7 protein-coding genes are annotated in these 12,474 nt (G+C 59.3%); 1 reads left to right on the top strand and 6 read right to left on the bottom strand.

Features of this window, described 5'->3' with window-relative positions; genetic code table 11:
- Window positions 1-139 precede the first annotated feature (139 nt).
- The gene (locus QMK52_RS01685; protein ID WP_320403753.1) at window positions 140-5,320 is read left to right on the top strand and encodes a dermonecrotic toxin domain-containing protein; all 5,181 of its coding nucleotides are present in this window, start codon (window positions 140-142) and stop codon (window positions 5,318-5,320) included.
- Between the two features lie 99 nt (window positions 5,321-5,419).
- Here the strand turns inward: QMK52_RS01685 and QMK52_RS01690 are convergent, their stop codons facing one another.
- The 6 genes from QMK52_RS01690 to QMK52_RS01715 all read right to left on the bottom strand — a co-directional run bounded on the left by QMK52_RS01690 (window position 5,420) and on the right by QMK52_RS01715 (window position 12,400).
- Complete coding sequence (locus QMK52_RS01690) at window positions 5,420-6,655, bottom strand: hypothetical protein (protein ID WP_194440658.1); 1,236 nt, start codon at window positions 6,653-6,655, stop codon at window positions 5,420-5,422.
- Window positions 6,656-6,691: 36 nt separating this feature from the next.
- Window positions 6,692-7,174 (bottom strand): CS1 type fimbrial major subunit, encoded by a 483-nt coding sequence (locus QMK52_RS01695; RefSeq protein ID WP_065951769.1) that lies wholly within the window; start codon window positions 7,172-7,174, stop codon window positions 6,692-6,694.
- A 5-nt stretch (window positions 7,175-7,179) separates the two neighbouring features.
- The gene (locus QMK52_RS01700; RefSeq protein WP_194440176.1) at window positions 7,180-7,938 is read right to left on the bottom strand and encodes a molecular chaperone; all 759 of its coding nucleotides are present in this window, start codon (window positions 7,936-7,938) and stop codon (window positions 7,180-7,182) included.
- Between the two features lie 59 nt (window positions 7,939-7,997).
- Window positions 7,998-9,224 carry a hypothetical protein gene (locus QMK52_RS01705; protein WP_242462647.1) on the bottom strand — a complete coding sequence of 409 codons (1,227 nt, stop codon included), beginning with the start codon at window positions 9,222-9,224 and terminating at the stop codon, window positions 7,998-8,000.
- A gap of 47 nt (window positions 9,225-9,271) precedes the next feature.
- A complete protein-coding gene (locus QMK52_RS01710; RefSeq protein ID WP_320403754.1) occupies window positions 9,272-11,794 on the bottom strand; it encodes a CS1-pili formation C-terminal domain-containing protein in 2,523 nt (840 codons plus the stop codon).
- A gap of 108 nt (window positions 11,795-11,902) precedes the next feature.
- Entirely contained in the window at window positions 11,903-12,400 is a 498-nt protein-coding gene (locus QMK52_RS01715; protein ID WP_005785186.1) for a CS1 type fimbrial major subunit, read from the bottom strand.
- Between the last annotated feature and the right edge of the window lie 74 nt (window positions 12,401-12,474).

Genomic DNA, 12,474 nt, shown 5'->3' on the forward strand with positions numbered 1-12,474 from the left:
GGCTCCACGCACTACCGACCACAGACCGTGCGTCAGCGGCAAGGGCGATGTAGTGGTTATGTAGGCCTGCCCTTTTCGTGGGGGTGATTAGTGTAGATCGAGTTGATCATCCGACTATTCATTCAAAGGCACCACAACCATGCTACTCGAACGCCCCTACCTCCACGCTGCCAGCCACGCCAAACAGGGCATTCATTTTGATTTTATCCAGCGTGCAATTCCGGATTGGCTCAGCACTGCCACACTGACCCGCGTTCGCGCAGTGCGGGCCGCCAGCCCTTCTGTCTATACCCGCCTAAAGGCTTTGGACGTGCCTCCAGACCCTGTCCCGAGAGAAGCGATGGCCGAACATTGGGCAGCCAGGAACGCCTTGGATGAACAACTCAAATACATAAAGGACGTGTATGCATTCGCCGAGCCGCTGCTCAAAAAAGCCTTACGGGAATACGGCAATATTGATGTAAAAAACACCTTTATTCGTCTTTATGCCCCCGCTAAAAACAGCTGGTGGGTCATTGGCGTACACAAAGGTGTGACCAGCCGAACCGTGTCGTTGTTGGATGCGGTACTGCACAACTTTTGCGCCCGTGAGCAGTTTGCCGACTATGCGTTTTTGTCCAGCGCCGACGCTCGCGGCCAGAGGAACATCCTGGCGCTGACCTCCAACACCAGCGGCCAACCCTTGACGGCGCTGGGTTTCAAAACCTTGTGCCGCAGGCTCGATATTGGCCGGCAATACCAAACACGGTTATCCAGCATCCTGGGCTTCAGCAACAAGCTTCAGGCCGAGACCCTACGGCTCAACGTGATTGCCTGCGACAAAGCCTCGCTTAAAAATGCCGCCTGCATCGCCTTTTCACAGCAGCACATCAAAGCCGATGCGAGGCGTTTGCTCTTTGATATCGTCGAAGGCAAGCCCACCCCATCCCTGGGTGGCATACCTGTGGAGTACTACAACCTGAGCCTGCTGGCTGCCCGGTTGAGCGGTGTCCTGCTGATTGCTGCGCCACAAGGCCGCGACAAACACCTCGAACGCTTGATCGCCTACATCCCCGAGGACCCCGAGCATCCGTTGAAGGAATACGCCTCGCCGGTCGCGTTCATGAACGAGTTGACGCGTCAATTGCGCGACAGCCCCTCGCCCCTCGATGCAACAGGCCAAACGCCGACCAAGGCGACCTACCGGCAATTCTTCAGTCAATTTATCGACCACAAACAACGCGGGCATTTTTTCACTGAACTGCAAAGCCGCCTGTACAAAGTGCAGTGGCATCAAAAGTCACGCGCCGACAGCGGCCCCAGTTGGCAAACCCTTGCGGTCGACACGCCGCAGTTGCACTTCAGCGTGCAAAACATCTTTGACGATTACCAGAACCGCCCACCCTCAGGCCGCTCCGAGCCCGATACGCTGTGGCATTACCTGTACCGGGTCAAACTCAACAAGATCGTCAACGATACCCGGGAAATTGCCATCACCACCGCCTATGCAGACCTGATGGCACGCTGGGCCTGGTGGGACAACCTGAGCAAGATCCTGTCGGACATCTTCAATGCCGCGCTACTGGTGGTCACCCCGTTCGTGCCGTTCCTGGGCGAGTTGATGCTCGCCTACACCGCCTACCAGGTGGCCAACGATGTGTTCGAAGGTATCGTTAACTGGGCGCAGGGCAAAGGGCTGGAAGCCATCGGTCACGTCATGGAGGTAGTGGAGACGGTGGTGCAATTGGGGGGATGGGCGGCGGCCGGAGCGATCGGCCAGCCCCTCGCCCTCAGGCTATCGCCCTTCGTCGAAAGCCTGCACCCGGTGGAGCTTGCCAGCGGCGAAAAACGCTTGTGGGCCCCGGATCTTGCGCCTTACCAGCACAGCATCAGGCTGGCCAAAGGCATCGAGCCTGACGCACAAGGCTTGTATCAGCATGCTCAAAAACACTGGCTGGTACATGCTGGCAAACACTATCAGGTCAAGCCTGACCCGCACCTGCCCTACCACCGGATCGTGCACCCCAACCGACCGCAAGCCTACCGACCGAAAGTACGCTTCAATGGCAACGGTGCCTGGGTGCATGAAGGCGAACAACCGCGCAGTTGGGACGATGACACGCTGATGCGCCGTACCAGCCCCGCCACCCAGGCGCTCACGACCGAGCAGCTCGAACAGATCCGTATCATCAGTGGCAGCGAGCCCGACCATCTACGCTACCTGTACATGCGCAACCAACCAACCCCGCCGCTACTGGTCGATACCCTCGAACGCTTTCGCGCCGGCCGATTTGCCGAAGAGTCGGCCAGCAGGATACGCACAGGCCAGACACCCGAACCGTATTCCTACTGGTTCGAACAAGCCGTCACAGAGCTCCCCGGCTGGCCGCCAAGCAAAGCCCTGGAGGTGTTTCACAACAGTAACCTGAGCGGGCAGTCGCGCAAATACGGGGATGCCACCGCCCTGCCAGGCGATACCCTGACCATCAGCCTGGCCGACGTAATGGCGGCCAAACTGCCTGAGCGTGTGTTGGGCTTTCTCGAAGAACAGCAGGTCAATACGTTGCTGGGCGAAACCTTACCCAAGGCCCAACGGACCCAGGCGCTGCGCAATAAATTAGCCAATTACGTGGATGGCTTTGGCGGCCACATTGCCAACAGTCACTATCAATCGGGCCAGGCCAGCAGCGATCCGCACGTAGCCCTGCTGCGCCAGACCTTTCCCGAGCTGGCGCTGAGCAGCGCCAAAGCGCTGCTCAAACAGGCATGGCCTGAAGAATCAAAGGCAATGACCGATGAACAGCGCCTGCCCTTGCGCCTCAAGGGCCTGGCTCGAGAACTGGATTTCGACAACAAGGCCTGCCGTGCAGTCGAAGGGCTTTACCCTCCCCTGCAACCGTCGGCGCAAAGCGAACGGTTGCTGCTCAACACCCTGCGTTTACACAGCGACTCATTCAGTGACCTGAAAATCGATATACGTGACAACAATCCCACCGGCCCCCTGCGCTGCAGCGTCGGGGAAAGCCATGCTCCCCAGGCGCGCACCCTGGTGCGCAACGCTCAAGGGGCTTATGAAGTGTTCGATGCCGCAGCCAGGCCGCTGAACCACACCGCCGACCTGTACGAGTCTGTGCTCTGGACCCTGGCGCAGGTTCCGCAACGCACCCCACCCTATGCCGTCGGCGAAGGTGAGCGGTTCAGGCAGTGGGTGATCAAGCACAATCAGGCACCGGCCGAACGACGCCTGGCATTGGCCGAACCGCCCGTGCGGATGCAACCCGCCGCCGAAACCGAAGTGCTGCTGGGCGGCGGCGCATGCTGCAAGATGAGCCGAACCGACAGCGATAACACGCGGCCAAAAACGATTGCCGAACGCATCAAATTGCTCCTCCCCAACATGAGCGAAGACGGCGTCCGACGCTTATCCAGCACGCTGGGGACGCTCGAAGGCGAGCAGACACTGGCGCAGATGGAGTCGCAAAAACAGCAGCTATTCCAGCAGCTCAATGCCTACATCAAGGGCCCGACCCACAGGGAATCGACACTGTTGGAGCCGGAAGTACGCAAACGTCGATCCGAAGTCGCAATACGCCTCTACGAAGGCTGGAGCAACGGCCTGACGGTTCACCTGGACGAAAGCTTCGACCATCGTGGCGGGATCGCCCTCGATTTATTCAACACCAACATGCCCGATGAGCTACCTACCCTTAGCGTGCCGCTGAACCACATCAGCGACGTGGACCTGCGCGGTTGCGCTTTTTCAGACAGTCACGCCGCCTTTCTCAGCAACTTCCCTCATCTGCGTGACTTGGACCTGAGCCATAACCAACTCACCAAGCTGCCCGAGTCCCTCGGCAACCTCAAACGCCTGCGGCGATTGCACTTGGAAAAAAATGCTCTGGTGCTGGATGACTCGGCCATTGCCACGCTCAAGCGCCTCAAGCGCCTCAAACAACTTGAGATGGCTGGCAACCCATTGGGGCAACCGCCGGATATCAGCCAGATGCCAAACTTGACCTTGCTGAACCTGCGCGACACACACATCAAGGATTGGCCTGCCGGACTTGTGGGCCAATCACGCGCCCGGGGGGTCCAACTGGACCTGAGCGAGAACCCGATTACCCAGTTACCCCATGTGGCGCCAGGCTCGGATGATGCCGACATTATCGCTCGCACACGCCTGGACCAGAGCAAGCTCACCTCGGACTTTCAAGACTTACTCGCCGAATACCGCGAGTCCGTGGGGTTGGACCCGCTGCGCTTCTACGCCCCCAAAGGCGAGAGCACGCCCTGGCTCACCTACATCAAGCCTGAAGAGGTTGAACGCCACCGGCAACTCTGGGATGAGATTGAAAAAGAGCCGGGCTCCCAGGGCTTGTTTGAAGTGATCAAGTCCCTTGAGGAGCCGGATGCGTTTCAAGCCGAGGAGGACCGCTTGGCCTACCATAGCAATCACCCTGAACTGAGCCAGAGAGTCTGGCGCCTGCTCAGAGCAGTGGAAGCCGACAGTGAATTGCGCGAACGCGTGTTCAAGGATACCCGCTACCCTGGACTGTGCCCCGATGCGGGCGCGCTGATCTTTCAGAAACTGGGCATCGAAGTACTCGCCAGCGAAGCCTATCGGACCAGCACATCACCGGCGGAGCTTGAGGCCAGGCTGGTGGTATTGGCCCGCGGAGCCGCGCGCGATGCTTATATGGGCAAAGCCATTGGTGAAGATATCGCCCAGCGCCTCAAACCCAAAGAACAGGGGGGGAAGGGGCAACGGCTATGGTCGCAGGTCGTCGACGGCGAGCATGGAGAGGTCGATGAGGCCGGCATTCATCTGGCCTATCGCAGCACACTGGCAGACCGACTGGACCTACCGTGGTTATCGACCCATATGACCTATCGTACCCTGGCTGATGTGACACCCGAACAGATCGAGAAAGTGGCCAACGCAGTCGCCAGGCTTGAAGAAGGTGACGGGTTGGTGAATCAGATGCTGCTGGACAACGGCTGGGAGCGTTACCTCGAGCAGCACAACCCAACCGCCAAATGGAACAATGACACCGCCTTCGACCTGAAATATGCTCAACTCGACGAACTGCAAGCGCTGCAACAGCAATACGCAGGCTCGCAGGACCTGCCCGCGACGGATAAAGAAACCCTACGCGCAAAACTGCGCAGCCTGGCTCAAGCGCTGGAGTTGGATGAGACCAGCGTGTTATCCGGCGCCTTCATGAGCACCACGCAATACGACACCACACTCAACGAGCTGGGATACCGTCATAAACAGTGGCTACGGGACCTGACCCGCGCCGCTTTGAAGCGGGCTGGGGCACGTAAAAACCGGACTTGATAGCGGGCAAGCATTCCTGCCGTTCACGCCCCAGCGAAGCTGCGACTGCAACTTCGCCGGGGCTTGGCCTGGATGTTTAACTTCATCCAGACGCAAGGCCTAAACCTCCGAATCCCAGACGACGGTCACAACGCCTGTATAAGTGCTGCCTGGATGGTTAAGCATGTCTTTCACATCGTCTCGCTCGATCTCAAAGTGCAGGGTGCCAGGACGATTGTTTACGTAGTGCTGGGCCTGGAACAGTTCGCTGCCCGAGCCGTCCAGGCGCAGGGGCAGTTTGTTCACCGCCTGGCCATGCTGGTCGTTCAAACCAAACGGCAAGCTGACCCCCACCTGCAACGGCACTTCATCCCCCGCGCCATTGCGCAAGCCGCAGGTATTGCCAATCGCCAGACCACATTCGAGGTTCATCTTGAAGCGCCCGCTGGCGAAGATACTGAAGGTCTGGTCACGGAACAGACGCGACGGCTGGCGCCCACGGTTGAGCCAGGCCTGCCAGCCGCCTTCGGGCAATAGTTCGACGCGGTTGCCGCCGGGCGGGAGGGTCACGGTGAGGATATGCTCTACCTGCAAGATGAAGTTGAAGGTGACGATATTGTCGTCGACCACCATTACATCGCCGAAATCAAAATCGAGCCCTGGTCCTATGCTGTATGACAGCGTGCCCCGATATTCACCCGCACTCATGCCCAGCGGATTGGGAGTTCTGAGTTCATAACCATACTCAAGGTGACGATAACTCATCCGCGGGATATCCAGCCCTGGAGTTACCGAACAGGCCCCCGCACCTTCCGGTACGATCCAGAAGAACAATGCGAACGTAGTTGACGCCGCCAGGTAGTTAACGCCCTGGCATGGAGGTGCTCCGTTATGCCAATAGTAGCTCCAGCCTTTATCAGTGGTGGCCCAGGCACTGACACCTGGTACGTCCCAACGCGTACCAATACCCGCGATGCGCATTTGCACGGTTTCAGTTTCACCTGTCTCCATGTGGGTCACCTGAACATCGCGCCAGGAAGATGGAACTTTGAAGTAAGCCCCCTTGCGCGGATCTTCATGATAGGCCCGAATGGGCTCGACCAAATTGGCCGAGAAGCCCTCGTGCCGGATACTGAACGTGTTCAACGCCTCGCACCTGGCGGGTACATGCCAGGCGCATACACCACTGTGGGGTGTGGTGTTCTTGAATTTGTTGCTCATGGGGTTGGTCGGGTCTGGACGGAACATTGCCGTGACGTCTTGAACCACGGCTTGCGCGGGCAGGCTCATGCTGCCCAGTACCAACGCTATCCCACAAGGTGCCAGCAGCTTTCTGATCACACACAGCAACGTCATATTCATACTCGTAAACCAATTTTGAGCGCCACGCGGTCAAGGCGCCGGAAAATCAAACAACAGGTGCACCGTGCCGTAATACTCGCCGCCCTTGTAACCGTCCGCCGGTTCGATGGCGGCAATTTCCAGCTCGGCACGGCGGCCGGCACGTGCCTCGTCGGCGCTGAGGACCAGGGTCGAATCCAGCGTCAGCGGCACCCGGTTGAACAACACCTGCAGTTCGATACGGTTGCGGCCACTCAACAGGTAAGGCGTATCACCCAGGCGCGCGGCCACCCCGCCATTGATGTTCTTCACGTCGAAGTTCTTGCGCAGGCGTCCCAGCCGGGCAGTCGCCAGGTCCCAGGCCAGCACTTGGTCATGCCCCATCCAGTCGGGCTCGGAGGGCAGCACATAAGCCTCATGGATCGGGATGGTCACCGACACATCAAACGTGTGGCGCTCCTGGAACGCCAGCGCCCGTTCGCCCATCAGCACAGGCGCCATCAGTACCGCCAGTACCGTTAGTTGCTTGAACATAGTCATCACCCGTTACTGCTGATCGACATCGGTTTTTTGTTGCGGCCTTCGATCATCTGGAAGTTGAACTGGCGCTCCGGCTTTTTCTCGAGCACCAACTGGCGACCGGGCAGGATGTGGTGCTTGGTGGTGGCCTCACAGTCGGTCTTTTTCGCCACCGAACAATCGCGGAACTCATCGAGCACCACCACGCTGTTGCCCGCATTACGCAGGGTGTACTGGCTGCTGGTCTCGCTGATTTGCGTATCGAAACGGGTGTCCTTGGGCCTGACGAAAAACACCGTGCCGTAGCCCGCCATGACATTGACCCCGGCCGCCAGCGCGTCTTTGTACTCGGCACGCTCTTGATCGGTCACGGCAAAGTCATCTTCCTTTTCCGGTACCACCGGGATGAAGCGCACACGAAAGTAACGCTCGGTGTCGCGTTCGCCCATGTACAGCAACCGTGTGCCCTGACGCCCACCGGCCGGTACGATCAGGCGCGCCGGGCTGGCCATCAGGCCGTCGCGATTGGTGGTGCTGCCTTTGGCGTCGGTCATCGATGCGACGGGCACTTCCCGGGACGTGCCGTCGGCGTTGTAGACGATCTCCAGCACATTGACTTTGATAAATGCGGTACTGGTGCCGCCGTTGTAGACCCGCTTGAGGTAAGAGCTGCGGTCGCCGTCCAGATAGTCATAGACCACCCCAACGTTGATCGCCGGCCCCGCATAAACGCCCAACGACATCAGGAACAGCCCCACCGCTAACACTGCATGTTTCATGTTTGATTACGCCTTATAGATTGAACCCAGCCAACGGCTGATATGCGGCCAATGCCCACTCAGACTTCTGAATCCCAGATCACCGTGACCACGCCGGTGTAGGTGCTGCCGGGTTGCTTGAGCATCTCTTTCACGTCGTCTCGCTCCACGGCAAAGTGCAGGCTTGCGGGACGGTTATTGACGTAATGGCCAGGCTGGAACAGCTCGGTGCCAGTGCCGTCAAGACGCAAAGGCAACTTGCTCACGGCCTGGCCGTACTGGTCTTGCAAGCCAAAAGGCAAGGTCACACCGACCTGCAGCGGCACTTCGTCCCCCGCGCTATTGCGCAGGCCGCAGGTGTTGCCGATGGTCAGGCCGCATTCGAGTTGCATCTTGAAGCGGGTACTGGCGGAAATGACGAAGGTCTGGTCGCGGAACAGGCGCGATGGTTGGCGCCCGCGGTTGAGCCAAGCCTGCCAGCCGCCCTCGGGCAATAGCTCCACGCGGTTGCCCCCCGGTGGCAGGTCCACCTTAAGGTTGTGCTCTACCCGAAGATCGAAGTTGAAGGTCAACACATCATCGTTTGGAAGGTACAAGTCACCAAAATCGAAATCCTGATACGGCCCGACACGGTAAGTAATCGACCCTCTGTAATCCCCCGCTTCCATATCCAAAGGATTAGGCGTACGCAATTCGTACGTGTACTCAAGCATGCTGAAACTGGAGGTGGGCACATCAAACGGCGTCACCAGATTACAAGCACCGGCGCCTTCCGGTACGAGCCAGAACCACAGCCTTAACGTGGGGGCAGCTGCCCACATGCCGGTGTACTGGCACGGAGCCGGTGCTTGCGTCCAGTTGGCGGGTAACGAACTCCAGGCCTGAACGCCCGGCGGATTAGTCGTATTGAAGCGGCTGCCAACCCCGGAAATACGCATTTCCACTGTTTTTCGGTCGCCCTTGGATGAAACCACCTCAAAACTTCGCCACTCGGAGGGGACCTTGAACATCAAACCTTGACGCGGGTTTGCATGGTTGGCCTCTATCGGACCGCTGGCGACAAAGTTGATATCCCAGGTTCGAATACTGAAAATCCCCAACGCCTCGCACCTTGCCGGCATATGCCCTGGGCATACCCCGCTTTGTGGGGTGGTGTTGGTGAACTTGTTTACCATCGGGTTACCGGGGTCAGGGCGGAACTCAGCGGTAATGTCTTGCGTGGCAGCCAAGGACAACGGCGTAAACGCACACAATGCTGCGGCCACTGACACTGCTCGCCAAGTCAGGTTCTTGATTGGATTGCTCATCCTGGTCAACTCATGCCTCTGAACACACATCGTTCTGGTTAGGAAGTTCATCCGGCCGCCTCGGACGCACGACCGACCTCGGCCAACGTATCCGGGGTGCAACGCAAGTCGCCAATCATCAACACGTCGTTTTCGTTCGGCGCATTGCTGGGGTCCAAGCGAAACTGGCAAAGCAACTGGTTTTGGTAGCGCACTTGCAAGGTGGGTGCGCTGGAACTCATTTCCATCGAGAAGAACCCGTCCACTTCGCTGACCCCACGGCTGGCATGGTTGATCACGTGATGGCCCTTGAGCGGTGCACCGCGTTCATCCAACAAGCGGCCGAGCACGGTGACGGTTTTCATCACGGTGATTTTCCGGTAGTCCACGCCGCCTTTGTTCAGGTGATAGCTGGCGCGGGTCGGCTGGATATTGGCGGCGGGCGGATGATTGCCTTCAAAGTCGAAGCTCACACTGCTGCTCTTGTAGGCCGAGACCGGTACGTAATTGCGCCCCGGACGCAAGATGGCGCCGCCACCGCCGAGGTCGTCGGCGCGCAGGGCGATGTCGTCGAGGTCGGTTTCCACGTCGATGATCATCCCGGCACCGTTGCCCTGGTACTGGCTGCTCAGGAGCATTTTCCCGGCACCGGCAACAAAGGTGCTGTTGAGGTTCAGGCCACCGCTCAAATCACCATTGAAGGAGCTGCGCTGGATAAAGCCGTCACCGCTGACCACGTCCGTACTGAAGCTGGTCATGCCTGATAGGCCGACGCCGTAGGTATCGGTGATCGCGGTCGCCGAGATGCTTTGCAGCACGTGGTCGGTGAGGTCCTGGCGCAGGGTCACCGAAGCGTTATTGTCGCGCCCGCCATCACGGGCGGTACGGGTGCCGATGCTGCCGGAAATCTGCCGGCCATCGCGGCCCAGGTTCATGCTGACACTCACGTCCACACCGCGATTGCGCGCATCGTTGGTGCCAGCGCTACCGGGCCGATCGAACACCGAGAAGCGCCAGTTGGCATCGCTGCCGAACAGGTTGTCGTGGCGGCTCCAGCCCAGGTCCAATCCCGCGCCCTCGATATTGCCCTCACTGTGGGACAGGCGCATGTTCAGGGTGTTTTTCGCGTCGAGCCGGTGGTTGACCGACAACGCGGTGTTGCTGGCCTCGCCGACAAAGGTATTACGCCGCAGACGTGTGCCGTCGGGCAGGGTTTCGTAGGTGTCGCGGGTGTCGAGCCAGCTGCGGTTGTGGCTGAACACCAGGTTGGTCGCGCCGAAGGTGTAGAGCCCTTGCAGGTCCATGCCGGTGCCGTGGTCCTGAGTCTGGTACAGGTTGGCATAGACGCTGGTGTTGTTGGCCACCGTCCAGTCCATCGAACCGCCGTACTGGAGTTGCTCGCGCACCTGGCGGGCCGACAGGCCAAGGATCACGCGCGGGTGTACCAGATAGTTGAGCGACGCACCGGCCGTCATCGCGCCCGAGGCTTGCTCATCCCAGTTGCTGAAGAGTTTGGTCTCGCGCCCGGCGAACAGGTTGTAGCGCCAGCGGTCTTCGGCGTTGCGCCAGTTGCTGGGCTTGTACACCAGCTCCTGGGTGGTGCTGGTGGTGAGGCCGTCTTCCACCAGGCGCACTTCCACTTCATAGATGCCGCCGGGCAGTGGCCGTGTATCGAGGGTTTGCAGGCCTGCCGCGACCGCCTGGGTATTGATCAGCAAGCCGTTGCGGTAGATCTCCACCGCCGCCTGGCGGTTGGCGGTAACGTAGATCGGATACACGCTGGGCTTGGAATTGTTGATGGCCAGGCTGTCGGAGCTGCCGTACATCAGACCCAACGCCGTATCGGGGCTGGCGCCGAAGCTGCGCAATTGACGGGTCAGGCCGTCGGAATTGGGGGTGAAGTGACCCAGGCGGAAAAATTGCCTTTCGAGTTCGCGCTGGGTGTACAGCTCGTGAATCGCGTGGCGCATGGGTTCGTTGTCGCCACTCTGACGCGCCAGTTGCAGGTTGAATACCTGGCTCCAGTTACCCACGCTGGAACTGGCTTGCAAGCCATAGCGACCGCCCAGGCTGTCTTCCTGGCTGCCGTTGAGGTTGAGCTGGTTGTTAATGATCAGCCCCAGGCTGCCGCCTTCGGGCTGGTCATAGAAACGCGGAATGTCGTCGCTGCGTTCGACGTCCTGGGTCAGGATCGCCAACTGGGAGTTTTCCAGGTTGTAGAACGCCGAGATCATTTTTTCCGGGCAGGCCTGGGTGCAGGCGCCCAGGGCCACGCCTTTTTCCAACAGGGCTTGCCAGGTATCACGGGTAGCGGCCGGTACTTTGCTGTCGCCGGTGTCGGTGAATTCGAGCAAGGTCACGCGATCATCCCGCGACAGCACAATCAGAGCCTCGCCCAGCGGTTGCTGGTCAAGGTCCAGACGCACCGCCAACGGCACGTCGAAAAAGTGATCACTGAAACCTGCGGGCAGGCCTTGGGCCTGGGTAATCAAGCTGCCAGGGGTTGCAGCGCCGGAGGCAGCGGGTGCAGCCAGCGCACTCGTACACATCAACAGCGCAAGCGCAGCCGCGATAGGCGTCATCGGAAACATGAACGGATACCCTGAATGCCAAGAGATAAAAAAATCAGGTCGGCGGACAGAGAAGGGAATCAGCCGACCTGCAAGTGAATGCCCGTGATTAACAGGCACTCATTGGCATCACAGGGCTGGCAGTACGGCGTCGAATACCAGCGGTATCACGGCAGTGTAGGAACCACGCTGAGTCGCCGTAGGCCTGGCAGCGGAGATGTTCAGTTCAACACCCGCACCTGGAGTGGAGTCGGCTTCGTTGAGCACTTCCTGCGGGGTGCCGGACAGGGCCACACGATTGAGGGTGGTGGTAAGCGGGATGTTCTGCGCGGCATCACCGTTGAACAGCACCGCCGGGCCACCTTCGATGTAGGCGGCAACCGAACCGTTGGTGTTCTTGATGTCGTAGATGGCGCTCAGGGGCGCCAATTCACCGCTGACCAGGTTGTAGGTCATGGTCTCGTCACGGCCCCAGTTCGGATCACGCGGCTGGGCGTGGAACACGGTGGTCGGGATGTTTGCCTTGAGGTTGACGGTGTGGCTGGCTTCACCGGCAGCGATAGCGGTTACCGAGGAAGACAGCGCCAGAACAGCCAGGGGAACAGCAACAGCAAACTTCTTGAACATGGTCAATACCTGTAGTTGACAACATTGGTTGGTTCATTGCGAAGGAGATCCCTAACAACGAATTACATTGCCGA

Origin of the sequence: Pseudomonas sp. P9_2 (assembly GCF_034008255.1) — a bacterium.
Lineage (GTDB): Bacteria > Pseudomonadota > Gammaproteobacteria > Pseudomonadales > Pseudomonadaceae > Aquipseudomonas > Aquipseudomonas synxantha_A.

Excerpts from the sequence above, each read along its gene's own strand:
- QMK52_RS01685 (WP_320403753.1), top strand. The coding sequence starts at position 140 with ATGCTACTCGAACGCCCCTACCTCCACGCTGCCAGCCACGCCAAACAG.
- QMK52_RS01690 (WP_194440658.1), bottom strand. The coding sequence starts at position 6,655 with ATGACGTTGCTGTGTGTGATCAGAAAGCTGCTGGCACCTTGTGGGATA.
- QMK52_RS01700 (WP_194440176.1), bottom strand. The coding sequence starts at position 7,938 with ATGAAACATGCAGTGTTAGCGGTGGGGCTGTTCCTGATGTCGTTGGGC.
- QMK52_RS01705 (WP_242462647.1), bottom strand. The coding sequence starts at position 9,224 with ATGAGCAATCCAATCAAGAACCTGACTTGGCGAGCAGTGTCAGTGGCC.
- QMK52_RS01710 (WP_320403754.1), bottom strand. The coding sequence starts at position 11,794 with ATGTTTCCGATGACGCCTATCGCGGCTGCGCTTGCGCTGTTGATGTGT.
- QMK52_RS01695 (WP_065951769.1), bottom strand. The coding sequence starts at position 7,174 with ATGTTCAAGCAACTAACGGTACTGGCGGTACTGATGGCGCCTGTGCTG.
- QMK52_RS01715 (WP_005785186.1), bottom strand. The coding sequence starts at position 12,400 with ATGTTCAAGAAGTTTGCTGTTGCTGTTCCCCTGGCTGTTCTGGCGCTG.